Origin of the sequence: Kordiimonas sp. (assembly GCF_965216265.1) — a bacterium.
GTDB lineage: Bacteria > Pseudomonadota > Alphaproteobacteria > Sphingomonadales > Kordiimonadaceae > Kordiimonas.
In genome coordinates this window covers 2,187,681-2,212,144 of sequence record NZ_OZ244153.1, presented here as the reverse complement: position 1 = coordinate 2,212,144, position 24,464 = coordinate 2,187,681, and the positions used below count along the sequence as shown (strand labels likewise).

The 24,464-nt window shown below is 56.0% G+C and carries 22 protein-coding genes, 1 tRNA gene and 1 pseudogene; 15 read left to right on the top strand and 9 right to left on the bottom strand.

Annotated features, from left to right (window positions below; all coding sequences use genetic code 11):
- Positions 1-217: 217 nt before the first annotated feature.
- Together ACOOGA_RS10200 and ACOOGA_RS10195 are read left to right on the top strand one after the other, a co-directional pair.
- A complete protein-coding gene (locus tag ACOOGA_RS10200) occupies positions 218-1,525 on the top strand; it encodes a UDP-glucose dehydrogenase family protein (protein ID WP_417460073.1) in 1,308 nt (435 codons plus the stop codon).
- Positions 1,522-2,871 (top strand): MATE family efflux transporter, encoded by a 1,350-nt coding sequence (locus tag ACOOGA_RS10195; protein ID WP_420428604.1) that lies wholly within the window; start codon positions 1,522-1,524, stop codon positions 2,869-2,871. The genes ACOOGA_RS10200 and ACOOGA_RS10195 overlap by 4 nt, the downstream gene beginning before the upstream one ends.
- On the opposite strand, the gene arsC is transcribed toward ACOOGA_RS10195, so the two are convergent.
- Positions 2,868-3,209 carry an arsenate reductase (glutaredoxin) gene (gene arsC / locus ACOOGA_RS10190; RefSeq protein ID WP_420428602.1) on the bottom strand — a complete coding sequence of 114 codons (342 nt, stop codon included), beginning with the start codon at positions 3,207-3,209 and terminating at the stop codon, positions 2,868-2,870. The two genes, ACOOGA_RS10195 and arsC, sit on opposite strands and share 4 nt — an antisense overlap.
- Positions 3,210-3,314: 105 nt before the next feature.
- A tRNA-Gly gene (locus ACOOGA_RS10185) sits at positions 3,315-3,388 on the bottom strand.
- A gap of 163 nt (positions 3,389-3,551) precedes the next feature.
- On the opposite strand from ACOOGA_RS10185, the gene metZ reads away from it, so the two are divergent.
- From metZ to ACOOGA_RS10165, 4 genes are read left to right on the top strand one after another with little or no spacing between them, the layout of a single operon-like run.
- On the top strand, positions 3,552-4,760 hold the full coding sequence (gene metZ, locus ACOOGA_RS10180; protein WP_420428600.1) for an O-succinylhomoserine sulfhydrylase: 1,209 nt from the start codon (positions 3,552-3,554) through the stop codon (positions 4,758-4,760).
- Positions 4,761-4,789: 29 nt separating this feature from the next.
- Complete coding sequence (apaG, locus tag ACOOGA_RS10175) at positions 4,790-5,215, top strand: Co2+/Mg2+ efflux protein ApaG (protein ID WP_417459438.1); 426 nt, start codon at positions 4,790-4,792, stop codon at positions 5,213-5,215.
- Between the two features lie 10 nt (positions 5,216-5,225).
- Positions 5,226-6,674, top strand: a complete 1,449-nt coding sequence (locus ACOOGA_RS10170) for a TrkH family potassium uptake protein (RefSeq protein WP_417459437.1) — start codon at positions 5,226-5,228, stop codon at positions 6,672-6,674.
- Positions 6,675-6,724: 50 nt separating this feature from the next.
- The gene (locus tag ACOOGA_RS10165; protein WP_420428598.1) at positions 6,725-7,525 is read left to right on the top strand and encodes a tetratricopeptide repeat protein; all 801 of its coding nucleotides are present in this window, start codon (positions 6,725-6,727) and stop codon (positions 7,523-7,525) included.
- Positions 7,526-7,592: 67 nt separating this feature from the next.
- Here ACOOGA_RS10165 and ACOOGA_RS10160 read toward each other — a convergent pair whose 3' ends face one another.
- Together ACOOGA_RS10160 and ACOOGA_RS10155 are read right to left on the bottom strand one after the other, a co-directional pair.
- Positions 7,593-8,006 carry a tellurite resistance TerB family protein gene (locus tag ACOOGA_RS10160; protein ID WP_417459435.1) on the bottom strand — a complete coding sequence of 138 codons (414 nt, stop codon included), beginning with the start codon at positions 8,004-8,006 and terminating at the stop codon, positions 7,593-7,595.
- A gap of 52 nt (positions 8,007-8,058) precedes the next feature.
- Positions 8,059-10,848, bottom strand: a complete 2,790-nt coding sequence (locus ACOOGA_RS10155; protein WP_417459434.1) for an ATP-dependent DNA helicase — start codon at positions 10,846-10,848, stop codon at positions 8,059-8,061.
- A gap of 137 nt (positions 10,849-10,985) precedes the next feature.
- On the opposite strand from ACOOGA_RS10155, the gene ACOOGA_RS10150 reads away from it, so the two are divergent.
- Complete coding sequence (locus ACOOGA_RS10150) at positions 10,986-12,569, top strand: lysine--tRNA ligase (protein ID WP_417459433.1); 1,584 nt, start codon at positions 10,986-10,988, stop codon at positions 12,567-12,569.
- A 62-nt stretch (positions 12,570-12,631) separates the two neighbouring features.
- Here the strand turns inward: ACOOGA_RS10150 and ACOOGA_RS10145 are convergent, their stop codons facing one another.
- The 4 genes from ACOOGA_RS10145 to hrcA form a co-directional block, all read right to left on the bottom strand.
- A complete protein-coding gene (locus tag ACOOGA_RS10145) occupies positions 12,632-12,919 on the bottom strand; it encodes a DUF3892 domain-containing protein (RefSeq protein ID WP_417459432.1) in 288 nt (95 codons plus the stop codon).
- 361 nt (positions 12,920-13,280) lie between these two features.
- Entirely contained in the window at positions 13,281-14,267 is a 987-nt protein-coding gene (locus ACOOGA_RS10140) for a hypothetical protein (RefSeq protein ID WP_417459431.1), read from the bottom strand.
- Between the two features lie 127 nt (positions 14,268-14,394).
- The gene (gene grpE / locus ACOOGA_RS10135) at positions 14,395-14,982 is read right to left on the bottom strand and encodes a nucleotide exchange factor GrpE (protein ID WP_417459430.1); all 588 of its coding nucleotides are present in this window, start codon (positions 14,980-14,982) and stop codon (positions 14,395-14,397) included.
- Positions 14,983-15,018: 36 nt separating this feature from the next.
- Complete coding sequence (hrcA, locus tag ACOOGA_RS10130) at positions 15,019-16,053, bottom strand: heat-inducible transcriptional repressor HrcA (RefSeq protein ID WP_417459429.1); 1,035 nt, start codon at positions 16,051-16,053, stop codon at positions 15,019-15,021.
- A gap of 84 nt (positions 16,054-16,137) precedes the next feature.
- On the opposite strand from hrcA, the gene ACOOGA_RS10125 reads away from it, so the two are divergent.
- The 5 genes and pseudogenes from ACOOGA_RS10125 (at position 16,138) to ACOOGA_RS10105 (ending at position 20,614) form a co-directional block, all read left to right on the top strand.
- Positions 16,138-16,260 (top strand): hypothetical protein, encoded by a 123-nt coding sequence (locus ACOOGA_RS10125; protein ID WP_420428596.1) that lies wholly within the window; start codon positions 16,138-16,140, stop codon positions 16,258-16,260.
- 44 nt (positions 16,261-16,304) lie between these two features.
- Entirely contained in the window at positions 16,305-17,021 is a 717-nt protein-coding gene (gene rph, locus ACOOGA_RS10120) for a ribonuclease PH (protein ID WP_417459428.1), read from the top strand.
- Between the two features lie 80 nt (positions 17,022-17,101).
- Positions 17,102-17,629: pseudogene (gene rdgB / locus ACOOGA_RS10115) on the top strand (RdgB/HAM1 family non-canonical purine NTP pyrophosphatase); the annotation flags it as partial.
- Complete coding sequence (gene hemW, locus ACOOGA_RS10110) at positions 17,607-18,821, top strand: radical SAM family heme chaperone HemW (RefSeq protein WP_417459427.1); 1,215 nt, start codon at positions 17,607-17,609, stop codon at positions 18,819-18,821. The pseudogene rdgB and the gene hemW, both read left to right, overlap by 23 nt.
- A gap of 164 nt (positions 18,822-18,985) precedes the next feature.
- Positions 18,986-20,614: a hypothetical protein gene (locus ACOOGA_RS10105; RefSeq protein ID WP_417459426.1), complete on the top strand. Its 1,629-nt coding sequence runs from the start codon at positions 18,986-18,988 to the stop codon at positions 20,612-20,614.
- Positions 20,615-20,648: 34 nt separating this feature from the next.
- Here ACOOGA_RS10105 and ACOOGA_RS10100 read toward each other — a convergent pair whose 3' ends face one another.
- Positions 20,649-22,025, bottom strand: coding sequence for a penicillin-binding protein activator (locus tag ACOOGA_RS10100; protein ID WP_420428594.1), 1,377 nt, complete (start codon positions 22,023-22,025; stop codon positions 20,649-20,651).
- Between the two features lie 164 nt (positions 22,026-22,189).
- Here ACOOGA_RS10100 and rsmI point away from each other — a divergent pair, with 164 nt between their 5' ends.
- The 3 genes from rsmI to gshB are packed head-to-tail and all read left to right on the top strand — an operon-like array spanning position 22,190 to position 24,409.
- Positions 22,190-23,056 carry a 16S rRNA (cytidine(1402)-2'-O)-methyltransferase gene (gene rsmI / locus ACOOGA_RS10095; RefSeq protein ID WP_417459424.1) on the top strand — a complete coding sequence of 289 codons (867 nt, stop codon included), beginning with the start codon at positions 22,190-22,192 and terminating at the stop codon, positions 23,054-23,056.
- A gap of 4 nt (positions 23,057-23,060) precedes the next feature.
- Positions 23,061-23,432: a YraN family protein gene (locus ACOOGA_RS10090; protein ID WP_417459423.1), complete on the top strand. Its 372-nt coding sequence runs from the start codon at positions 23,061-23,063 to the stop codon at positions 23,430-23,432.
- A gap of 29 nt (positions 23,433-23,461) precedes the next feature.
- Entirely contained in the window at positions 23,462-24,409 is a 948-nt protein-coding gene (gshB, locus tag ACOOGA_RS10085) for a glutathione synthase (RefSeq protein WP_417459422.1), read from the top strand.
- Positions 24,410-24,464 lie beyond the last annotated feature (55 nt).

Sequence of the window (24,464 nt, the reverse complement as noted above, 5' to 3'; positions counted from 1 at the left end):
TCAACAACCTGATGATGATACGGTGTGATCACCGCGTACCCTTCGCACCACAAGGCAGCTTTTAAACCGGTCCTAACACCATGAGATCATAAAACCGCAATAAATTGCCCCTATGCGCCTTTATCTGCATACAGTATGACAAATTATTTGTCGCATATAGCGGATTATCAGTGCCATAAAGGCACAAATTATTTCTGGTTACATCAGGGGTTGGATGATGAAAATTGCAGTGATCGGGACAGGATACGTTGGCCTTGTGTCTGGAACATGTTTCTCGGAATTTGGTCATGAGGTGACTTGTGTCGACAAGGACGCAAACAAAATTGACGCCCTTGAGCGCGGTATCATGCCGATTTATGAACCCAACCTCGATGGCATGGTAGCCAGAAATGTTGAGGCGGGCCGGTTGACGTTCACGACCAATCTCAAAGACGCGATGAAAGATGCGCGCGCTGTGTTCATCGCTGTCGGCACACCAAGCAGGCGGGGCGACGGGCACGCTGACCTCCAGTATGTTTTCGCGGCCGTTGAGGAAGCTGCCGCTTATATTAAAGACTATACCGTCGTTATCACCAAATCGACCGTGCCTGTCGGCACTGGCGCGGAGATAAAATCCCGCCTCACCGCCCTTCTGCCCCCGGAGTTGTTTGATGTGGCTTCCAACCCGGAGTTTTTGCGCGAAGGGGCGGCGATCGAGGACTTCATGCGACCCGACAGGGTGGTTGTGGGTGTGGATAGCGAGAAAGCACAGGCCTTGCTGCGCGAACTTTATCGCCCGCTTTTCCTCAATGAAACACCGGTTGTTTTCACCAATCGAGAAACCGCCGAAGTCATCAAATATGCGGCAAACGCGTTTCTCGCCACGAAAATCAGCTTCATCAACGAGATGGCCGACCTGTGTGAACTTGTGGGTGCAGACGTCCAGCAAGTGGCGCGCGGCATAGGTCTTGATAACCGGATCGGCTCCAAATTCCTGCACGCTGGCCCAGGCTTTGGCGGCAGCTGCTTCCCGAAAGACACCCGTGCACTTGTTTCCACCGCAGACCAATATGGTCTTCCACTTCGTATTGTGCGCTCAGTCGTTGAAGTGAATGAGGACCGCAAACGTGCCATGGCCGACAAAATCATCAAGGCGTGTGGCGGTTCAGTTGAAGGCAAGAAGCTCGCACTTCTGGGCCTGACGTTCAAACCCAATACCGACGACATGCGCGAAAGCCCGTCATTGGACATTATCCCTGCCTTACAGAAAGCTGGCGCCACCATCCATGCGCACGACCCCAAAGGCATGGAAGAGGCTGAAAAACTGCTCTCCGACGTGACTTTTCACGATGAACCTTACGGCACAATGCAGGATGCCGACGCATTGGTTATCGTGACTGAATGGAACCAGTTCCGTGCGCTTGACCTTGACCGTGCACGAAAACTGATGAAAGGCACTGTTCTCGTCGACCTCCGGAACATCTACGCCAAAGCGGCCCCTGAAGACCACGGTTTCCGCTACACGGGTATCGGGCGGGGCGAGTGAAAGCAGTTTCCGACCCCGTTAACCCACACAGACCAGATAACCCACACCGAAAAGTGTGGGCCATAGCCGGGCCCGCAATTGTTGCCAACAGCGCCGCCCCTCTTGTCGGCCTTGTCGACACATGGGTGATTGGTCACCTGCCGGGCGCCGTGCATCTCGCAGCTGTGAGCGTTGGTGCCATGGTCTTCACCTATATTTTCTGGGCTTTTGGTTTCCTGCGCATGAGCACCACGGGCCTCGCTGCTCAGGCGCACGGCAAAGGGGACGACGACCAACTCAGGCGGGTGATCATACGTTCGCTTTCCATCGGGCTATTGATCGCGCTGGCTCTGGTTTGCCTCCAACGGCCGATATTTGATATCGCCATGATAACCCTCACGCCACCTGAAGCCACAAAGGTCCACTTTGCCGCCTATTTTGACATCCGCATCTGGGCCGCACCCGCCAGCCTTTTCATATATGGCATCAATGGTTACCTTATCGGCACCGCCCGCGCCAAAGCGGCACTTTTGCTGCAGCTCGTGCTCAATATCAGCAACGGGCTGCTCAACCTTTTGTTTGTCATGGGGCTTGATATGGGTGTGGCGGGCATCGCGCTCGGCTCACTCATCGCAGAATGGCTGGCGGCGATCCTTGGGCTTGTCATACTCAGCCGCCATATGAGCTTGAAGGCGCTTCTTGAGGCCGCACAGCAAAGCCAAACCTGGGCCACAGATAAAATGAAGCGGCTGATCAATACCAACGGCTATATCTTTGTGCGCACGCTTCTCCTGATGACAGCCCTTGGCATGGTGACACGCAAGGCTGGGGACCTGGGTGCGGAAAGCCTTGCCGCCAGCCATGTGCTCTCCACCTTTCTTCTGCTCATAAGCTTGGGGCTTGACGGTTTTGCCTATGCGGCAGAGGCGCTTGCCGGTGCAGCTTACGGGAAAGGTGGTCGGGACGACTTTAAACGCTGGGTGCGAATAAGCTTCTTCTGGGTCGGATTGGCGGCCGTGCTCTACACCGCCGGGTTCGCGTTATTTGGCAAAACACTGGTCTTTACACTCACCGACATTGAGGGCGTGCGCACCGCGGCAACTGGTGCGCTGCACGTATTGGTGTGGCTGCCGCTGATCGCCTTCGCCTGTTACCAGTATGATGGCATTTATATTGGCGCAACAGCAGGCGGTGCCATGATGGTCACCATGGCCGTTGCGTTTGCCGCCTTCATGCTCGTCGTTGGCCCATTCACAACCCATTGGGGGCTTGAAGGATTGTGGTGGTCGGTCGCTGTGTTCATGGGCACGCGGGGGCTCGCGCAGGCGCTTTATTACCCCCGTATCGAACGGCAGCTTTCCGCTTAGAGAATGTCGAGCACGCTTTCAGGCGGGCGACCCACACGAGCTTTACCGCTCGCAAAAACAATCGGGCGTTCGATCAGCTTTGGTGTTGCAGCCATCGCATCAACCAGCGCGTCGCCCTCGACGTCCGCAAGGTTTTGCTCTTTATAATCAGCTTCTCCGGTGCGCATCAGCTCACGCGGGGCACGGCCAAGAAGCGATAGCGCGTCCTTAATCTCTTGCACACTAGGCGCATCTTCTAGGTACAGGCGCACGGTTGGCGTTACACCCTTCTCTTCAAGGAGTGCCAGTGTTTGGCGGGATTTGCTGCACCGCGGATTATGCCAGATTGTCACGCTCATAAAAAACTCCCTTATTCATGTCATATGAGGGGTTTAATGGCGCGGGCCTCCGGGGGCAAGCCCTTGACCAACCGATCCTGATGAATTTTGCGAGAGGTAAGTGTATGGAGCGGGTGAAGGGAATCGAACCCTCGTCTTAAGCTTGGGAAGCTTCTGCTCTACCATTGAGCTACACCCGCGCGCCTCACTGTGCGCCCAAGCATTTACCAGAGCTTTTTAAAAAAGCAAGAAATGATCATGCCTGAGTGTGCCGAAACGCTTGACCTTGATGGCGCTTGGCCGCAACGTGGCGCCGCTGTATGAAGGATGCAGCCACCCACGACGTTTTCAGGAGAATGGACGATGAAACTGCGCTCAGGCCTCGATAAAAGCCTCACTTCCACTTGGGCACCTCAAACCCAGATGGTACGCGCTGGTTCAATGCGCTCCAACTTTGGAGAAATGTCCGAAGCCCTGTTCCTCACTTCAGCCTTTTCATATGAAAATGCGGAAGAAGCAGAAGCGCGCTTTGATGGCCGCGCTGAAGGCTTTACCTATTCGCGCCAAACCAACCCTACTGTCGCCATGTTTGAACACCGCATGGCTGTGATTGAAGGCGCTGACGTTGGTCGCGCCACCGGCACCGGCATGGCGGCGATGACAGCGGCGCTGCTTGCCAGCCTGCGCGCAGGCGACCATGTTGTCGGCGCACGAGCGCTTTTTGGTTCCTGCCGCTGGTTGATGGATGAACAATTGCCGCGCTTTGGTATTGAAACCACCGTGGTTGACGGCACTGACCTGAATGCCTGGAAAGCGGCGATAAAACCCAACACCAAGCTGTTTTTCACTGAAACACCGGCGAACCCGACGCTTGAGATTGTGGACCTGAAGGCGCTGGCCGACCTCGCCCACAATTCAGGAGCACTTCTGGTAGTAGACAACGTGTTTGCAACACCGGTGCTTCAGCGCCCCATGGAACTTGGCGCGGATATCGTCGCCTATTCCACCACCAAACATATTGATGGCCAAGGCCGCTGCCTCGGCGGTGTTGTATTGTGTTCCAAAGAATTTGACGAACAGCACCTATATCCTTTTTACCGGCATACGGGCTGCGCCATGTCGCCCTTCAATGCATGGGTGATGCTCAAGGGGCTTGAAACACTGAGCCTGCGCGTTCATGCCATGTGCGATAATGCGGAGAAGGTGGCAACAGCCATAGCGAAACGTGTGACAGACACCCGCCATCCCAATCTAGCATCTTTTGAGCAGCAAAACCTTGCCCTGAGCCAGATGGAGCGCGGGGGCACGATGGTGGTGTTCGAGTTGCCTGGCGGCCGCGAACATGCGTTCGGTTTCATGAATGCCCTCAAGATCGTGGATATCTCCAACAATCTCGGTGACAGCCGCTCGATTGCCACGCACCCGTGGAGCACGACACACAAAGCACTTTCCGAGGAATCCCGCCTTGAACTTGGCATCACGCCGGGCCTGATCCGTTTTTCGGTAGGGCTTGAGGATGCGGACGATCTCGTTCAGGATGTAAATCAAGCGCTTGACGCGGCTGGCGTCTAAGCTGGCGCAGAAGAAAGTACGGGAGCAATATGGTTGACGACGACCTCATCGATGGTGTTTTGACGTTTGAAGAAACGACTGAAGGTATCCATATTGCTGTGCAAAGTTACTTTCTGAACGAGCAATCAAAACCTGAGGCCCACCAGTATGTGTGGGCCTACAGGATCAAAATCACCAACACCTCAAACCGGCCAGTTCAGCTTCTGAACCGGCACTGGATCATCACCGACGGCACTGGTGGTATCCAGGAGGTGAAGGGTGTTGGTGTGATTGGTGAGCAGCCGATCATTGAGCCCAACGAGACCTTTATCTATACAAGCGGCACACCGCTCGGTACGCCGTCCGGCTTCATGCGGGGCAGCTATGAGATGCAGCGCGAGGACGGCATGATGTTCTCCGCAACCATACCGGCTTTCTCCCTCGATAGCCCCCACGTTTCCCTGCACATCAACTAAGGGGCAAACATTGGTAGACCTCAGGCCGGTTCTCTATACGCTGGGTTCACTGATCGCTCTTCTGGCGGGGGGGATGAGCCTGCCCACAATCGCAGACTTCGTAGCCGATAACCCGGACTGGCAGACCTTTGCCATCGCGCTATGCCTTACCGCCATGATCGGCGGCATGTTGATGCTGGCAACACGTGGCAGCGGCGATAACCTGAACCTCAAGCAAGCCTTTTTGCTTACAACATCCGCCTGGGCGGTATTGCCCGCGTTTGCAGCACTTCCGCTTGCGTTTTCAGAACTCGACCTCAGCTATACAGACGCCTATTTTGAAGCCATGAGCGGCCTGACCACCACAGGCTCGACGGTCATTACTGGACTTGATACTGCACCGCCCGGCATTCTGCTCTGGCGTGGGCTTTTGCAGTGGTTTGGTGGCATCGGGATTGTCGTGATGGCTGTGGCGGTTCTGCCTATGTTGCAGGTGGGCGGTATGCAGGTTTTCCGTGTAGAAAGTTTTGAAACGGCAGAGAAGATCCTGCCTCGCGCCGCACAGATATCCGGTGTTATCTCCGGTGTTTATGTGGCCTTCACCTCATTGTGCATGATCGCCTATATGCTGACCGGCATGGAAGCGTTTGATGCGCTCGTGCATGCCATGACAACCATTGCAACAGGCGGCTTTTCAAACTCGGACAGTTCGTTCGGCAAGTTTGACAGCCTGTCCACCGATATAGTCTGCCTGATTTTTATGGTCCTCGGCTCCTTGCCTTTTATCCTGTTCCTGCAGGTGATAAGAGGCCGGCCGCTTGCCCTGTGGCGAGATGAGCAAGCCCGCGGGTTCCTGCTCTTGGTTGCCTTCCTTTGTGTCGGGGTCACGATCTGGCTGATGGTATTCAAGAATTTCACGCTTGAAGAAGCCTTCCGGTACGGCAGTTTCAACATCATTTCAGTGCTTACGGGTACCGGATTCGCGTCCTCGGACTATAGCCAGTGGGGCGCCTTCTCTGCTTCGTTATTTTTTGTGGCGATGTTCATTGGCGGCTGCGCCGGTTCCACCAGCTGTGGCATGAAAATTTTCCGCTTTCAGGTGCTCCTTAAGTCCATGCGTTGTTGGATCGAACATACCTTGCAGCCAAACGGCGTGTTTATCGCACGCTATAACGGACGACCGATCCCCGATGATGTTCGTGCGTCTGTCATGAGTTTCATGACCCTGTTTTTGGGCATTTTTCTGATTCTTGCATTTGGTATCGCCGCCACCGGCGAGGACTGGATCACCTCGCTATCAAGCGCAGGCACGGCCATTGCAAATGTCGGGCCTGGCCTTGGCGACAAGGTTGGCCCAGCGGGCAATTTCAGTGGCCTTACAGATGCCGCAAAGTGGATGTTATCCTTTGGTATGCTGATCGGCAGGCTGGAGCTTTTTTCCGTTCTGGTACTTTTTTCGCCGTCCTTCTGGCGTGTGTAAAAAAATCACGTTAGGCTGCCGTTCACTTTAACCCTGTTATAGTGAGGCCTATGAAAACAATTCTTGTGCTGAGCATGTTAGCCGGATGGCAACCCTTCAATACCCCGGGTTGGCTGGATTTTGTTGAAGGGTCTTTTGATGAGGCGCGCGAACGCGGCGCCGCCACCAATACGGCAGACGGCCTTGCCCTCGCCTGTAGAAGTGGCCTTGTGATCGGGGGCTTCAAGCAGCATGGCTCAGAATCTGTCACATCCCTTCACCGCGCGCTGGATGACTGCGAGAAAGCGCTCGCGCTCGACCCCGACAATGTGGTTGCAGCTGTCAGTTATGCCATCGGCATCGGGTATGAAGCAAAGCGGCTGCGCAAGGCATCATACGTCAAAGCCTCCAAGGAACGGTTGGAAGCGCTGGTAACGCGCCTGCCAGACGACCCCCTCATTGTAGCAGCCATGGGCGGCTGGCATTCTGCTGTCAGCAACGCCGGTTTCCTTGCACGCCTTGCCCTTGGTGCAAGCCGGAAAGAAGCACAGGAGTATTTTGAACGCGCCATTGCGCTGGATGGCCAGTCGATCGGCACCCGCTTTGAATATGTGCGTTTCCTCGCGCGCGGCGACAAGGAAGAGCGTGCGCTTGCCCGTAAGGAACTCGCTATCGTTCTCACACTCAGGCCAAGAGATGCCGCCGAAAAGATCATGCTCAATCGCCTGTCAGCATTGATGGAACCGCTGGAAAGTGGTGATAAAAAAGCCGCCAAAAACACGGTGATAGAAACCTCCGCTTTTGACGATATCGATGAATGGGATGAGATCGAACCCTACCCACTCAAACCTTTTGACGGCCAACATTCCTGAATAGAACAGCCTGAATGAAAAAGGGCGCCGAGAGCGCCCTGAAATTCTTAGCTCACCCTCGCAGAAATCAGTTGAATGTTTTCTGCCGCGCAGCCGCGCCACGTTCAATCGCAGCAGCTGTCAGCCGGTCAATATCCAGCGCATGACGGATCATCTCGAGAAGAAGCAACTCTTCTTGGGTCAGGTTGCCGTCCGATGCCGCCACTTCACAGGCAAGCGCGTACACCAGATCACTGTGGCTTTCAGGGATCGCTTCTTCCACGAGGCCCATCACAGCGTCCAGCCCCTCTTCACTTTGCAGCAGTTCGATACAGCTGTTCGTGTCTGAGCGCAGCTTTTCAACATTATAATTGCGGAACGCGGGCAGGTACCCAACGATCCCCGTCATGCGGTTCAACTCCGTATCCGTCATCTCCTCGTCTGAGGCGGAAACGGTCACAAGCGTGTATATCAGGGCGGTTTCTGGGCTTATGGTCGACATGGTTTTTCCTCTCGTAACTCTGGCCATACGTTAGGGCTAAAGCGGTATGCCCTCAAGCGTTTTGCGGAAAAAACTCACACACTGTCTGCACTGCTTCCGCGAGCCCAACCCGTGCCACCTCAACCCCCGGCGGCATCGCATCAAGAAGGCGTGTTGGTGTCTGTCCATCCAGCATGATGAACAAGCCCTTATCATCCGCGCGGCGCACAAGGCGGCCATAAGCTTGCGCGAGCTTGAGCCGGGTCAGCATCTCATCATAATGCCTGCCACCAAAAGCCGCACGCCGGGCGCGGTGCAGCAGCGTGGGCCGCGGCCACGGCACCCGGTCAAAAACAATCAGCCGCAAGCTTTCCCCCGGCACGTCCACCCCGTCCCTGACCGCATCGGTACCAAGAAGGCAGGCATGCGCTTCATCGCGGAAGATATCCACAAGCGTCGCCGTGTCCACAGGGTCCACATGCTGGGCATAAAGCGGGATATCCATATCCTCGAGCGGGCCGACAATATGCTCATAGGTTACCCGAAGCCGACTGATCGCGGTAAAAAGCCCAAGCGCGCCACCACCGGACGCGAGAAAAAGCGAACGGTAAGCAGCAGCGACCTGCCCGGGGTCGTGTTTGTTCACATCCCCCACAATCAGCACCTTTGTTTTTGTGGCATAATCAAAGGGCGACGGCACCGAAAGCCGCTTTGGCGGAATAAGCAGGTGCTGCGCGCCGGTGCGCATGTCGGCAGAAGTCCAGTCGTTTTCCTCGGCCGCTTTGTCCCTGAGCGTGGCAGACGTAATCACCACACCGTGGGCCTGATCAAGCACGATATCCGCAAAGGGTTTGGTGGGGTCGACGAAGTGGCGGCAAAGCGCCATATCCCGGTCGCGCCCGTCAAAGCGGTCAACCTCAAGCCATTCAACAAACTCTTCCGGCAGCGGCCCGCCGAACCCCTCGGCCATCGCAGCCCAAGTGGTGACCATATCCGCGCGCTGCTTCACGGACCGCGCGCTGGTCTCAAGCCTGCCTCGCGCGCTTGTGTCCAGCACATCAGCGTCTTCATCCAGCCGCCTCAGGAGTGCGGTCGAAAGCGCCTGCATCGGATGCGCGAGGTTTTTGAGCGCTTCGGCCAGCGCGTGCGCCGCATCTGTCAGCCCTTCAATCGGGTCATTTGTTGTTGCTTCAAGCGAGTGGGGCCCGCGTGCGTCTGACCGTGCCATCACTTGGGCCCGCACCAGCATCAGAAAACTTTCAAACCGAGTCATCGCGGCGGCACCCGTTACCCGGCCAAGCCAGTTGTCAGACGGCAGAATGGTCGCAGCCTCAAGCACTTCCTCAAGCAAACGCTTGGCGTCCATATCATCAACAACCAGCTCTTCAACGCGCGACTTGAGCCCGCGTGCCCGCGTGCTGCCGCCCTGCTCCTTGCCCCGGAGCCAACGCCTGAGCTCCGCCCCTTCAAGCCCGGAAAGCCGGACAGAAAACGCGCTGTCCGCCGCCTCAAAAACATGGTGTCCTTCATCAAACACAATGCGTTTGGGCAGCTCCGGGTCGCCAAAGCGCGTCGCGGCCTGCGCCACAACAAGTGCGTGGTTTGCCACCACGAGGTCTGCGTTTTTGGCTTTACGCGCCGTTTTCTCGACAAAACATTTACGGAAGTGCGCACAAGCCGAATAAAGGCATTCGCCGCGCCGGTCCGTCAGCCCCGCGATACGGCCCACGCCAAAGTGGCCACCAAGCCAGCTGGGGAAATCACCGCCGATCATATCACCGTCACGGGTATAGCGCGCCCACCTGAGCACGAGACCTATCAGGAGCCTGTCCCGCTCCCCGCCAAGCGTATTCCCCCTGGGCGGGCTTCCAGGCCCCGCTTGCGCCCGCATCATCACTGCGCGCAGCGTTTCTTCAATATTCAGCAGGCAGGCATAATTCTCCCGCCCCTTCCGAATAACCGCACGTTTGGCTTTGATGCGCGGGTCCGGGTAAAGCTTTGAAAGTTCCTGATCAAGCTGACGTTGCAGGTTTTTGGTGTAAGTTGAAAGCCAGACAGCGCCGTCGTTCTTCTCAGCCCAGCGGCTTGCGGGCGCAATATAGCCAAGCGTTTTACCGGTACCTGTGCCCGCCTCCAGAAGCTGGAGGTTCGGCCCTTCTTCAAACTCGCGGGGCTTAAAAGCATGCACGGCGGCGGCTGAATATCTGACCTGCCCTTCCCGGCTTTCAGACCCTTCACCCAAAAGTTCAGCCAGACGACTTTTTGCCTCTTCCGCGTCTACCCCCTCATCGCCTGCCGGAGGTGGTGGGCCAGCATCCTCCCAGTCAGAGAGCGCAGACCAAACGGCCATGCCGTCTTCCCGGCTATGGTCGGCGTAGGTTTCAATCGCGCGCAAAACATGCGGCCCCCACGGCCACCCGGCCCGCGCCATCATCATCGCAACTTTTGAGCCGCCTGCGCGGTAACGGTAGGTTTGGGCTTCCATATCCGCAATCAGGCGAAGGGCAACTTCACGGATACAAAGGCAACGGTCTTCGTCTGAGTCGAGTGGCATATCAAGCTGCAAGGCGTCCCGTAACCCCTGAACCGTGGGCAAACAGTAACGCGCGGGCCTGACAAATGCGTATAGCTCCAGCACATCAAACGCACGGATAGGCCCAAGCCTCAGCCGCCGGGCAGCGATAACCCGGTTGACCAACAGGTGCGGCGCGCGGCTGATACGTTCCGCGCCCTCATCAAGGCCGGTGACCTCAAAAGCCCCGTCCTCCGTCAAAAATTGCACATGCCTGACCCCAACCACCGCTACGGGTAGTTGCTCAAGGATGATGCTTTTCGCTTCCGCACTAACAACAAGGTCTTCCATGGGCGGGAGCATATCGCCACAGTTCGCAGAAAAACAGGTGAATATGTTGCCTGAAATGAAAAGCAGTATATCTTGACGGAACTGCGCGCAGACCCTAGCTTCCGCGCGTTAAAAACCCCAAATGAAGGTAACCGATTATGACCGGTAATATTGATCTCGCCCTCTCCAGCAAAGCTTGGCCATTCCAGGAAGCAGAGAAGCTGGTCAAACGGTATAAATCGGGCGCACCTGAAAAGGGGTATGTGCTGTTTGAAACCGGCTATGGGCCTTCTGGCCTGCCGCACATCGGCACCTTTGGTGAGGTTTCCCGCACCACCATGGTGATGCGCGCCTTCCGTGAAATCTCGGACATCCCGACCAAGCTGATCTGTTTCTCGGATGATATGGACGGCCTGAGGAAAGTACCAACAAACGTACCAAACCAGGAATTGCTGGCAGCCGCCATTGGCAAGCCGCTAACCGTGGTGCCGGACCCTTTTGGCACACACGCAAGCTTTGGCGCGCACAACAACGCACGCCTGCAAGCCTTCCTTGACCAGTTTGGCTTCACTTATGAGTTTTATTCGGCAACGGACTGCTACAAATCCGGCCGGTTTGACGAGACACTGGTGAAAATCTGCCAGCGCTACGACAAGATCATCAATGTGATCCTGCCAACGCTGGGTGAAGAACGCCGCCAGACCTATTCACCTTTCCTGCCGATCAGCCCCGAGACTGGTGAAGTACTACAGGTGCCTGTGCGCATTGAAGACCCGGAGGCGGGCCTCATCTCGTTTGAGGATGTATCCGGCAAGCGCACGGAAACCTTGGTGACCGGCGGCCGGGTGAAATGCCAGTGGAAGGTTGACTGGGCCATGCGCTGGGATGCGCTCGACGTTGACTATGAAATGGCGGGCTCTGACCTGATTGAAAGCGTGAAGCTTTCCAGCATTATCCGTCGCATTCTGGGCGGCCAACCGCCTGAAGGCTTCAATTATGAACTGTTCCTTGACCAGGACGGGCAGAAAATCTCCAAATCCAAAGGCAATGGCCTGACGATTGAAGAGTGGCTGGCCTATGCGAGCCCCGAGAGCCTGTCGCTTTACATGTTCCAGAGCCCAAAGAAAGCCAAGCGCCTGTATTTTGACGTCATCCCCAAGGCGGTTGATGAATATTACACCTTCGTTGGCAAATATCAGGAACAGGAAGCGCTGGACCGCTATAAAAACCCGGCATGGCACATCCATGGCGGCGAAGTGCCGGATGCCAAACTGCCGGTGAGCTTCGCGCTTCTGCTCAACCTCGTTTCCGCCGCCAATGCGGAAGACCGTGAAACCCTGTGGGGGTTTGTGGGTCGTTATGCAGAGGGCGCAACGGCAGAAACCTTCCCTGAGCTTGATAAGCTGATGGGCTATGCGATCCGCTATTATGAGGATTTTGTAAAACCGAACAAATCCTACCGCCTGGCGGAACCGCAGGAACGTGCGGCGTTTGAGAGCCTGAAGCGCCGCCTTGAGGATCTGGACGCGAACGAGACCGACGCCGAGGTGATCATGACCGAGGTGTATTCCGCCGGTAAAGACGCGCAGTTTGATAACCTGCGCGACTGGTTTGGCGCCTGTTATGAAGTGCTGCTGGGCCAAAGCCAGGGCCCACGCATGGGCGGTTTCATCGCCCTATACGGCATCAAGGAAACGCTCGAGCTGGTGGAAAAAGCCATCAACGGCAAAGCCGTCGCTTAAGCGAAACCAACCCCCGACACAAAAGGCCGCCAGTTTTGGCGGCCTTTGTTATTTTCTGATAATTATGGACACTCAGGTAGGTTGAGCAAGTTGTTCGGCTCCTTACCATCAGATTGGGTTTTGATGTAATCATTTCCATAAGGGCTTTGAGCAACAACAACCCTCACCCTGTCTTTACCAGTGCCTACATAGTAAACCCACTCGCCAGATTTGATACCCGAAATTGCTTTTTTCTGGCTTATTTTCCAGCGAGAACTGTCTGGATTTACCCCTCCGACCGAAATGATCCGTTCATAGGGGTTCAAACGATCATCTTTATTGATGCACCTAATAGTCTGCGTCTTGGCCATCGCCTTCGACTCCTTGATATTAAAGACGACAGGCTTGACCTTCATACCGTTTTCGGGAATATTTCCCTTATCTACACAGCAGTCCGCTCCTGACGTCAATCATATTGCGGATCGCAAACACAGGCCGTTAAGGGTTGCCGCCCATAACGGCCTTTTGTTTACTCATCCTATAAAGTTTGTCGGAGAGCTGCTCGCGGAGTCAAGACAAAGTGTTATATGTACATAAGTATACTATATATATGGATAAATTTTCTACATACTACAATATATGAGATCAAGTTCCCGATTTGTTCTAAACGACTCGGCCTCACCTCAATCGACGTAGACGACTATAAACAACGCCTATTTATGCGTTTTGAAGCTACTCGCCTTTCAGTGGGCAGGTTTCTTTGAAGCTGTCACCTTCCCCGAGGTGATGGAAACGGAAAGCGCCTGCTTGGGCCGCGAAGCGCACCTCCGTCATACCGGGGTGATAATCGCCTGATGCATTGAGGCGGGTTAAATTCTGAGCCCCCAGATAGCCTTCCTGAACACAGTAAGGGTTGGTATCGCCGTGCACCAGAAGCACCGGCTTGCCGTAGTTTTGGGCGTGGCCCTTAAGCGCCGCGAGAAAATCCCGATAGGGGTGGCAGTTCTGCCTGATATCGGCGTTGCAGCTTGGCAGGCTGTCATCGGTTTTGGTGGGATCTGTATGGATCGCGAGCACAAGGGCTTTGGCATCACCACCCGCAATGAAAATATCCGCGAGCCATTCCAGATTGGCAGCATCCCGCGCGTCAACCCGGTCAAGCTTCTCGGCAACATCACCAACGCTGATTTCTTCACGGCCATTGCCTGTCGCGAGGATATGAAGTGCCCCAAACTGGATGTCATGGTAGCGCCAGCGCACATTTTCAGGAAAACGAGGTTGGCGGTTAACCTGCCACGCGGCCGCTTCCTCAAACCGGTTCTCGGGCAGCATATCGCCTGAGAAATACAGCGGCCGCAACACGTTATCCAGAATATGCAGCTCGTCATCACCGCCACGGTCACAGTCTGTCCAGTCGTTATCGCCCGGGGTGAAAAACACCGGCGCATTGATCATGCCCAGGATAAGATCACGGTTCTCAGTCAGGCGCTCCCTGGTGCAGCGCTCGCCACCCGCTTTGGTGTCGCCATAAAAAATGCCAAACGGCAGCTTGTGGGCCGTATCCCGCGCCTTCAGCTCAACGCTTAAAGCCTGCATCTGCTGGAACTGTTCCTTGTTGTAGGGCATGTCCCCAAACACAAGGAAGCTGGTATCCGCAGCAAAAGCACTAGCGGATAATACCGCAGAAAAAAGCGTGGTTTTAATGGCTGCCTTTAGCATCTTTATCCCCTACAAACGCTCATTGAACGAGCCCGCATTGATGCAGAGACTAATGACGTGCGCGTGACAGGCCAAACAAAAAAAGCCCGGCAAAACCGGGCTTCCTCAACGCTAGCGGCGAAAGTGGTTAAACTTCGGTGTCCACTTTCTGCACTTCGCCTTTGGCAACACCTACCATGGCAGGGCGCAGCAAACGGTCCTTGATCACATAACCGGGTGCTATCACCTGCATGATGCTGCCGGGTACATGCTCGGTTGTTGGTGCTTCAAACATCGCCTGGTGGAACTTGTGGTCAAAAGCTTCACCCACTTCCGGGTTCACCTTCTTGATGCCGTGGCGCTCAAGAATGTTGAGAAGCTCACGCTCTGTCATCTCAACGCCGTCAATGAAGGCCTTGAGATCATCAGCCACTTTTTCAGGCATGCTATCCAGCGCGCGGCGCAGGTTATCCGAAATATTGAGCATATCGCGCGCGAAATTGGTGACACCATAAGCGCTTGCATCCGCTTTGTCTTTTTCAGCACGGCGGCGCACGTTTTCCGTCTCCGCCACAGCGCGAAGCAGGCGGTCTTTCAGCTCTGCCACTTCAGCCTGAAGTTTGGCCACCTCATCAGCGCCCGCGTCTTCCTGGCCTGCAAAAGCGTCTTCAGCAAACTCTTCTTCCGGCACGTCTGGGTTTTCTTCTGGCATGTCGTTTGTCTGCTCTTGGCTCATTATATCTGCCCTACTCGTGTTTACTCTTCAATCGCCTTAAAGGAGGCGGCCTACAACGCGCGCGGTATAGTCTACCATGGGCACGATGCGGGCGTAATTCAGTCTCGTCGGGCCGATCACACCGATCACGCCGACAATTTTGTTCGCGCCATTCATATAGGGAGAAACAACGAGAGAAGAACCCGAAAGGGAAAATAAATTGTTCTCTGCCCCGATAAACAAGCGCACACCGCGCCCGTCTTTGGCAAGCTCCATCAGTTTGATCAAGTCTTTTTTGCGCTCAAGCTCGTCAAAAAGCTGGCGGATACGCTCAAGATCTTCCGCCGCCTGCACACTTTCAAGCAAGTTGCCCTGCCCTGAGATGATGAGCGACGCCGGCGCTTCACCCCCGGTCCAGACCGCAAGGCCATCCTCAACCACCTTGGTGGTCAGCGCATCCAGCTCCGCCTGTTTGGCGCTCAACTCCATATGCACAGCATTTGCAACATCATCGATCGAGCGGCCCACAAGCCGCGCGCTCAGGTAATTGCCCGCCTGAATAAGCGCAGACGCAGGCAAACCAATGGGTACATCAATGATGCGGTTTTCAACGCTGCCGTCTTCCGCCACCAGCACAACAAGGGCGCGGCCGGGCGCGATGGGCACAAATTCGATATGACGAACCGAAAGCTCCTGCTTTGGTACCATCACCACAGACGCACAGCGCGAAAGACCGGAAAGCGCGCGGGTAGCCTCGGAAAGCACATCCTCCACCGCGCGGCCGGTAGTGGCGCATTTCCCGCGGATTGCCTCACGTTCCGACTTGGTGAGGTTGCCAATTTCCATCAAACCATCGACAAAAAAACGCAGGCCGATGTCGGTCGGGATCCGCCCCGCAGAGGTATGGGGTGCGGCAAGCAGGCCCACATCCTCAAGGTCCGCCATCACGTTGCGGATGGTCGCGGGCGAAACACCAAGGCTGCCGGTACGGCTGATGGTACGCGAGCCTACGGGATCGCCGGTTTCGAGATAAGTCTCGACAATCTGGCGGAAAATCGCTTTTGAGCGTTCATTCAATTCGGCAAGCGACATACAGTGCACAACTCCAATCACTGGTGTGAATGTAGGTACGGCAGTGCCCTACGTCAATCTCTCAAGGTGTGGCGCATGTGTGGCATGCGTGGGGCACAAGTGCGCGCGAATATGCGGCGTATCTGTGGCGTGATGTGTGGCATTTATGTGTGCAATCGCCGCCGCATCACCAATTCTGCGCCGCAAGGCTTTGACCTCGCGGTTTGAGCGGAGTAGAACGGGCATCTGTTGACCTAGAAAAAGGATACCTCATGCGACCGAGCGGCCGTTCAAGCGACGAAATGCGTACTATCGAAATGACACCCGGTTTTGCCAAACATGCAGAAGGCAGTTGCCTTGTGAAATTTGGCGATACCCACGTGCTGGTAACCGCAACGTTTGAGGACCAGACACCGCCCTGGCTCAGGAACACAGGCAAGGGATGGGTTACGGCTGAATATGGCATGCTGCCGCGTTCCACCCACGGGCGCATGGCGCGCGAAGCCGCCAAAGGCAAACAATCCGGCCGCACACAGGAAATCCAGCGCCTGATCGGCCGGGCCATGCGCGCGGTTGTTGACCTCACCAAACTTGGTGAAAAACAGATCCGTATCGACTGTGACGTGATCCAGGCTGACGGCGGCACCCGCACAGCCTCCATCTCTGGTGCTTATGTTGCGCTCTCCCAGTGTTTTGAATGGATGATCAGCGAAGGTTATATCGACGAAATGCCGTTCACCGACAGCATCGCGGCAATCTCCTGCGGTATCTATCAGGGCACGCCGGTGCTTGATCTGGATTATGACGAAGACAGCACCGCAGAGACAGACGCCAACTTTGTATTGACCGGCAAAGGCGGCATTGTGGAAATTCAGGGCACGGCGGAAGAAGAACCTTTCTCTGAAGAAGAGTTTCTCCGTCTCTTGCGCCTCGCACGCATCGGCTGCGATGAAATCAAAGCAGCGCAAAACAAAGCCTTGGGGAAATAGGCCCCATGTCCCGGCTTTTTGACAGCAACAAGCTGGTGATCGCCAGCCATAACAAGGGCAAGGTGCGCGAGATTGGGGAGCTTCTGGCGCCCTTTGGTGTTGAGACCATCTCGGCCGGTGACCTCGGCCTGCCCGAACCTGTTGAAGACGGGCTGACCTTTATCGCAAACGCCGAGATCAAGGCGCTGGCAGCTGCCAAAGCATCAAACCTGCCGTCGCTCGCGGATGATAGCGGGTTGGAGGTTAGCGCCTTGGGCGGTGAGCCGGGCATTTATAGCGCGCGCTGGGCCGGTGAAGAAAAAGACTTCAATGTTGCGATGAAAACCGTGACGGAGAAGGTAGGCAACAACCCGGATAAGACCGCCAACTTTACCTGCGCGCTCACCCTCGCCTGGCCTGACGGGCATATGGAAAGTTTTGAAGGCAAGGTGTTTGGCACCATTACCTGGCCCATGCGCGGCGAAAAAGGTTTTGGCTATGACCCTATTTTCATCCCCACCGGGTTTGATACCACCTTCGCGGAAATGGAGCCCAAGGCCAAACACGCCATGAGCCACCGCGCGCACGCTTTCAAGCAACTGATCGATGCCTGCTTTAAAAACAATTGAGCCGCCAGCGCTACAAGAGAGCGACTATAAAGGGCCAGCTGCCATTTATGTGCACTGGCCTTTTTGCCTCAAAAAATGCCCCTATTGTGATTTCAACAGCCATGTGCGCGATGAAGTGAGCCACAAGCGCTGGCGCGACGCGCTGGTGCGCGAGATCGATACATTCGCATCCAGCTTCCCGCACCTGACAGCCAGCTCGATCTTTTTCGGTGGTGGCACCCCAAGCCTGATGGAGCCGGAAACCACCCACGCGGTGATAGAGCGTATCCGCCATCATTGGGGCCCGGATGATATTGCGGACAATATTGAAGTCACGCTTGAGGCCAACCCCTCAAGCGTGGAAGCGGGCCGCTTCAAGGCTTACGCAGACGCTGGCGTGAACCGCATTTCCGTTGGTATCCAGTCACTTGATAATGATGTGCTGAAGTTTCTCGGGCGACTGCACAGCGCCGAAGAAGCCCTGAAGGCCCTTAAAGTCGCGCAAGACAACTTTGATAGAGTGTCATTTGACCTCATCTATGCCCGCCCTCATCAATCGCTTGAAGACTGGCGCGCAGAGTTAACAGAAGCATTATCCTTTTCCACCTCGCACCTGTCGCTTTATCAGCTGACGATTGAAGAAGGCACCGCCTTTTATCACCAGTTCCACCGCGGCAAGTTTACCCTGCCGGATGAAGACGAAGCCGCCGCGCTGTTTGACCTGACCACGGACCTGACCACAGCCGCTGGCCTGCCGCCTTACGAGACCTCAAACCACGCAAGGCCGGGCGAGGAAAGCCGCCATAACCTGAGCTATTGGCGCGGGGACTATTATGTTGGCATTGGCCCGGGCGCGCACGGCCGTATCCCGGCACTCAGCCATGGTGCCGCCTATGCCCACGCCCAGGTGAAACGCCCGGAAGACTGGCTTGAGCGTGTGGAAGGTTTTGGCCACGGCACGCTGGAGCTGGAGCATATTGATGCGAGCGACCGCATGGTGGAAGCTATCATGATGGGGTTAAGGCTGACAGACGGCATCGAAACAGCGGCTCTTGAAAGCCGGTTCGGCGGCAAGGTCATGAATGTGGTGAGCACCCACGCACAACAGGACCTGATAGCAAGCGGGCACCTTGAGCCGGACACGAGCCGGTTGAGGCTCACCCCAAAGGGGCGACCTCTCCTCAACTTCATAATCGGAAAATTGATCGCCTGACCCGTTCGGAACGGCTCGAGGCATTTCGGCGAACATTCGAAAACCCGGCACAGGTGCGGGGCGCGCTGGAGAGCATTGGGCAATTTTTCCAATAAGGCATTGCCGGAACATGATACAGACCTATAACTTTTGTTTGTCGTATCATGAGTTCGGAGTTTAAAAACATGCGTTTCAGACAAGTTTTCGCGGCCATCCCTCTTTGTTTGGCCTTGGTGTCCACCGCATCGCACGCAGCCTTTCCGGTGCCGGAAGCCTGCAAGTCAGCCACCATTGATATCGAGCGATATGAGCGCGACGCTATTCTCCCACCGGCCTGTGTGGAAAACAGAAAATGCGGGAGCAAGAACGCACCCGAAATTGCAGACTGGTTTGACGCAATCTCAAAACAGCTGGCGGCGAAGCTCAGTGCCATACCCAACTATTACCCCGGCAATACACAAAACGAGCTATGTACAGGCATATTCGCCATCTACAGCCGCATTGGCATGTTTGAGGCCGTTGAGTTTGACAAGCTGACACCGGCGCGACACCAACTGATTGCTGAAGCCATTGACCATGCTGTGCAAACCGCTGAGCGCGAGACTGCGCGCCATAGCATGTCACGCAGTGAAGTTGCCATGGCCAAACGGAAAGACAGGGCATTTCTTGCGGCACGACGGGAGGCACGCGCCGCCGCTGACGCCCGCGTTCAAGAGGAAGACAAGGCATTGGCTGCCAAGGCCGCCGCACACGCCAAGACGGAACGCGACGCCGCCATGTCTGTTTTTCAGAACAAGGTCATGGCCGCCCTGCTCTCCGGTGCGCAACAGGGTTTCATCATCGATCAAAACACCATGCGTTCAACCTTTGAAGTGCTGCCAGACACCACGCTCAATGACCTGATGAAGTGGGCAATCAGCGACTGGCACATCAAACGCGCGAACGACGCCGTTGAGGACACCTTTCTGCCACCGAAAAAGGGCGAGTTTGAAACCACCGCGCGGTATGAGGAGCGCGTTACGGCATTAAAAACCGCCTATGACGAAGACGCAACTGAGCGCGCCCATGAAACAAAGCGCATGCTGCTGGCAGACCTGGATGACCGCGTGGCCATGGCAACCGGCGCGTTCAAGGCCCATAACATTCGGTATGACGCAGATAACCAGCGCTTCTTAGTCGATATCAAGACCGGTAACGGTGTACCTGTGGGCGAGGGTCATATTAAGGTGCCGCTTGATATTGCGCGTGAGACAAAAGGAAACCTTGAAGCGGCCACTCTTCTTGCTGGTTTTACAGCCACCGAAAGTACCTTGAGCCTGAACCGGTTTGTTCTTGTCAATCAGGACGATGAAACCCCGACGGAGTCCGAAATTCATGTGCTTGAAACCGAGCCGCTGCAGTTTGATATGTCACCAACACAAGCGGCGGCCTGGCGACAGGCATACGACAAGGAACAACAGGAACGTGCGCAGCAGGCAGAAGCCGCAGACCTCGCCGAACGCAAACGTATCGCGGAAAATCACCCTTATCGGGCGCGCTTCAGTTGTAACCTTGGGCAGGTTTATATCTGTCTCGGCAACGACGGCGGCATCAGCATTCGCAGCGGTGCGGAGAGCAACCATTATACCGCTCATGACCTGACAGGCCGCTCTACCCTTGAAGTTTTCCTCATGAAAGACTTTGAAGTCGCGGCGCAGACCGGAGGCGGCAATGGCCGCAAGATGACGCTGGAGGTTTTCGACCATGTCAGCGGCAAAACGCTCTATAGCGAAACAACCGCTGGGCCCCATGCCGTGATCAGGGTAACAGACTAGGGTGTGGCGCGGCCTCGGTCGCTCCCCAATGTTATTATTGGGAAGCTGACCGCCTGAGCGAATACCCAAACGCCGGGAAAGCCGTTGCGGCCGGGTCGATCACCTGCAGGCCCTTACGGTGCACTTCCACAATGGCGAGTGCGCGCTCGTTTGTGCCGTCAGGCAACAGGCGGAACAGCCCATCCACCCCGACAAAACCGAAACTCGCGGTAAGGTTCTCTTCAGAAAAACGGTTTTTCTTTTTCACGGTTTCGTCACGCGCAAGGGCTGCCACAAGGCTCATGGCATCATAGGCGATGGACGCCAGCCGCGGCGCGGCTTCGCCGTAGGTTTCCTGATACCTGTTGAGGAACGCGATGGGGGCATCTGGTGTAGGTGCCGCGAACCACGCGTTCTGAAGTGGCGGTTCACGAAGGATGCTTTCGTCGTTCCAAAGCCCGGTGCCCAGAAGTTTCACCACATTGGGGTCGATCTCATAATAGGGCAACAGCGGTGCCACGGTGCGCAGAAGCTCGCCGCCCTCAGGCACGATCACCGCGTCAAACGGCACAGGGTCCAGCGCTTCTGCCGCTTCAAGCCGGTTGGCGATCTCATCCGTCATGTCGTCATTCAAGCTGCGCAGGAAACGTATCTCGTCCCGGAGCGCCTTGCGCCGCTCATCATAATTGCCAAGGCGTTTTACCGGCTCAAACACTGCTTCCGGGTTTGGCGGGTAACTTTCAAGCGCGGTCAGGCGCCCGCCACCAAAGCTCACCGCTTCCCCGAACGCCATACGCACGCGGTCACCATATTTGCCTTCAGGCAGCAGGGCCGCAAAACGCGAATGCCCGGTCTCAAGCGCATAATCCACCACGCGCTGCACTTCACTTTCAGGCATGAACCCAATGATATAGCGGCCGGGTGCGGCCACGCTCTGGTCATTTGAAAAACCAATCATAGGGATGCCTGCGCGCGCAAGTACATTGCCCGCCGCCGTGACATTCTGCCCAAGAAGTGGCCCAAGCACGATATCTGCGCCCGCTTCCACGGCCATTTCCGCCACACGCTCACTTTCCGTATAGTCAGCTTTGGTATCAAACGGCAGCATCACAAGCCGGGGGTCATAAGCATCAAAAAGCGCCATGGTGGCCGCGCGCAACAGCGCGTTTCCGGTGATACCTTCTGCACCGCTCAGCGGCAACAGGATCGCTACCTTGATCTTGTCGGCCTCACCCGCTGCTTTCAGCTCTTCCGGCGACGGGGTTTCAGTGCTTTCCGCGATATCCCGTTCCGGCGCGGGGCGCATGGGCACGGGGCTGGTGCGCGACGGCGGTGCTGGCGTCTGGCCACCACACGCAGCCACAAAGATCAACAGGCTTATTGCCCATAAAGCTTTGCACTGTTTGAAGAAGCGGCTTGCAACCATATCCATCCTTGGTGTTATCTGATGCCCATATCGGTCAGGGGCGAAGGCTCACACTATCTGGTCTGAGCGCCGAACCTAGTCTGAAATCAATCGGCTGTAAATCTGCGCCCACACGGGACACGGATAATTTTAACGTCGATCAGCCTCGGATACCATAATGGGAGAGAAAAATGGCCGAATTCGGGTCTCAGCAGATCCTTAAACCGGGGCTTTACGTGGTGGCCACGCCCATTGGCAATTTGGGTGACATCAGCGCGCGGGCAAAACATGTGCTTGGTCAGGTTGATGCCATCGCCTGTGAAGATACGCGCGTGACAGCAAAGCTGTTGACGGCCAACCTGATCAAAAAACCGCTTTTGGCCTATCATGAACATAATGGTGCGGTCCAGCGGCCCAAACTTCTGGCCATGTTGGCGGAAGGCAAGAAGGTGGCACTAGTATCAGACGCGGGCACACCGCTGATCTCGGACCCAGGTTTCAAGCTGGTGGCGGAAGCGCAGGACGACGGCCATTATGTCACCGCCATACCCGGCCCCTGTGCGGCCATCATGGCACTATCGCTCGCGGGGCTACCCACAGACCGTTTCCTCTTCCTCGGTTTCCCGCCCAACAAATCAAAAGCCCGGCAGACATGGTTTCACGTGGAACGCCAAATCCCCGCAAGCCTGGTGTATTATGAAAGCGCCAAACGCCTGCCCGAGAGTTTGCGCGACGCGGCCGAGGTGCTGGGTGACCGCGAAGCCGCCGTATGCCGGGAGCTGACCAAACGATTTGAAGAAGTTGTTCGGGGCGACTTAATCGCTCTCGCCGCTCATTATGCGGAAGCTGGGGCACCAAAGGGCGAAATTGTTGTGGTGATCGGCCCGCCCTCAAAAACCGCGCCGGCAGACAGCCAGCAGATTGATGCAGAGACCATGCTCACCGCCGCGCTCAAACATATGAGCGTGAAATCAGCCGCCGCGTTTGTGGCGGAGCTGACCGATATACCCAAAAAGCAGCTCTATAGCCGCGCGCTTGAGCTAACCGGCAAGGGCTAGGCCTATGGGAAAGCGGCAGGAGGCGGAGAAACGCGGACGCAGGGCTGAGACGATTGCCTGTGTTCTGTTATCCCTCAAGGGATACCGCATTCTCGAGCGCCGGTGCCGCACCCGTTATGGCGAGTTGGATATTGTGGCTGAGAAGGCCGGTCGTATTATCTTCGTTGAGGTAAAACAGCGCAAAAACAATGCCTTGGCGCTCGAGGCTGTCACACCAAGGCAGCGCAAACGCATCGAACGTGCCGCACTTTCCTGGATGCAAACTCACCGCAAATTGAAGCAATCACTTCGCTTTGATGTGATAAGCATTGCATGGCCGCGCTGGCCGACCCATATCAAAGACGCCTGGCAGGCTGATCTTCAAGCTATGCTTTAAATAATATCGTTTAACAGTGAGGTTTTTTCATGTCGAAACAAGGGCTTAAAGTCGCTTTTCAAATGGACCCGATGGAAGGGGTCAACATTCAGGGCGACAGCACATTTGTTCTTGCCCTTGAAGCGCAAGCCAGAGGACACAAGCTTTGGCATTATGTGCCGGAAGACATGAGCTATGTTGAGGGCAAGGTGATTGCCCACGCCCACCCGATGTCAGTGAAGCGCGAAATGGGCGCTCATTTCAGCTACGGCAAAGCGGAGGTTATCGACCTTGAGGACATGGACGTGGTGTGGATGCGCCAGGACCCACCGTTTGACATGGCCTATATCACCGCGACCCACCTGCTGGAGCTTGTGCACCCGCGCACGCTTGTGGTCAACGACCCCGGTGAGGTGAGAAACGCGCCAGAGAAGCTTTTTGTTACAAAATTTCAAGACCTTATGCCGCCAACCCTGATCACCCGGCATGCAGGCGACGTGAAGGATTTCCGCGCCAAATATGGTGAGATCATCGTCAAACCGCTTTACGGCAACGGTGGCGCGGGCGTGTTTCACCTGAAGGGTGACGACAGCAACCTTTCAAGCTTGCTGGAGCTGTTTTTTGAAGGCAGCCGCGAGCCTGTGATGGTGCAGAAGTTCCTGCCTGAGGTCAGACATGGTGACAAACGCATCATCCTGATTGATGGTGAGGTGGCCGGCGCCATCAACCGTGTGCCCGCCGAAGGCGAAGTGCGCTCCAACATGGTGGTCGGCGGTGTGGCTGAACGCTCAACGCTGACAGCGCGTGAGAGGGAAATTTGCGACCGGCTGAAGCCTGAGTTGAAGGCGCGCGGGCTGATATTTGTGGGCATTGACGTGATTGGCGACTGGCTGACGGAGATCAATGTCACCTCCCCCACCGGCTTGCAGGCGGTAAACCGGTTTGACGGCGTGAAACTCGAAGCCGATATCTGGGATGCCATTGAGGCCAAGCTTTAACGTAGGCAGCTATCACGCCCGCGAAGGCGGGAGTCCACAAGCAAGCGGCCTATAT

What these genes read in the sequence shown, in the direction of transcription:
- ACOOGA_RS10200 (WP_417460073.1), top strand. Translation starts at nt 218, where the DNA reads ATGAAAATTGCAGTGATCGGGACAGGATACGTTGGCCTTGTGTCTGGA.
- arsC (WP_420428602.1), bottom strand. Translation starts at nt 3,209, where the DNA reads ATGAGCGTGACAATCTGGCATAATCCGCGGTGCAGCAAATCCCGCCAA.
- metZ (WP_420428600.1), top strand. Translation starts at nt 3,552, where the DNA reads ATGAAACTGCGCTCAGGCCTCGATAAAAGCCTCACTTCCACTTGGGCA.
- apaG (WP_417459438.1), top strand. Translation starts at nt 4,790, where the DNA reads ATGGTTGACGACGACCTCATCGATGGTGTTTTGACGTTTGAAGAAACG.
- ACOOGA_RS10165 (WP_420428598.1), top strand. Translation starts at nt 6,725, where the DNA reads ATGAAAACAATTCTTGTGCTGAGCATGTTAGCCGGATGGCAACCCTTC.
- ACOOGA_RS10160 (WP_417459435.1), bottom strand. Translation starts at nt 8,006, where the DNA reads ATGTCGACCATAAGCCCAGAAACCGCCCTGATATACACGCTTGTGACC.
- ACOOGA_RS10155 (WP_417459434.1), bottom strand. Translation starts at nt 10,848, where the DNA reads ATGGAAGACCTTGTTGTTAGTGCGGAAGCGAAAAGCATCATCCTTGAG.
- ACOOGA_RS10150 (WP_417459433.1), top strand. Translation starts at nt 10,986, where the DNA reads ATGACCGGTAATATTGATCTCGCCCTCTCCAGCAAAGCTTGGCCATTC.
- ACOOGA_RS10145 (WP_417459432.1), bottom strand. Translation starts at nt 12,919, where the DNA reads ATGGCCAAGACGCAGACTATTAGGTGCATCAATAAAGATGATCGTTTG.
- ACOOGA_RS10140 (WP_417459431.1), bottom strand. Translation starts at nt 14,267, where the DNA reads ATGCTAAAGGCAGCCATTAAAACCACGCTTTTTTCTGCGGTATTATCC.
- grpE (WP_417459430.1), bottom strand. Translation starts at nt 14,982, where the DNA reads ATGAGCCAAGAGCAGACAAACGACATGCCAGAAGAAAACCCAGACGTG.
- hrcA (WP_417459429.1), bottom strand. Translation starts at nt 16,053, where the DNA reads ATGTCGCTTGCCGAATTGAATGAACGCTCAAAAGCGATTTTCCGCCAG.
- ACOOGA_RS10125 (WP_420428596.1), top strand. Translation starts at nt 16,138, where the DNA reads ATGCGTGGGGCACAAGTGCGCGCGAATATGCGGCGTATCTGTGGCGTG.
- rph (WP_417459428.1), top strand. Translation starts at nt 16,305, where the DNA reads ATGCGACCGAGCGGCCGTTCAAGCGACGAAATGCGTACTATCGAAATG.
- hemW (WP_417459427.1), top strand. Translation starts at nt 17,607, where the DNA reads ATGCCTGCTTTAAAAACAATTGAGCCGCCAGCGCTACAAGAGAGCGAC.
- ACOOGA_RS10105 (WP_417459426.1), top strand. Translation starts at nt 18,986, where the DNA reads ATGCGTTTCAGACAAGTTTTCGCGGCCATCCCTCTTTGTTTGGCCTTG.
- ACOOGA_RS10100 (WP_420428594.1), bottom strand. Translation starts at nt 22,025, where the DNA reads ATGGATATGGTTGCAAGCCGCTTCTTCAAACAGTGCAAAGCTTTATGG.
- rsmI (WP_417459424.1), top strand. Translation starts at nt 22,190, where the DNA reads ATGGCCGAATTCGGGTCTCAGCAGATCCTTAAACCGGGGCTTTACGTG.
- ACOOGA_RS10090 (WP_417459423.1), top strand. Translation starts at nt 23,061, where the DNA reads ATGGGAAAGCGGCAGGAGGCGGAGAAACGCGGACGCAGGGCTGAGACG.
- gshB (WP_417459422.1), top strand. Translation starts at nt 23,462, where the DNA reads ATGTCGAAACAAGGGCTTAAAGTCGCTTTTCAAATGGACCCGATGGAA.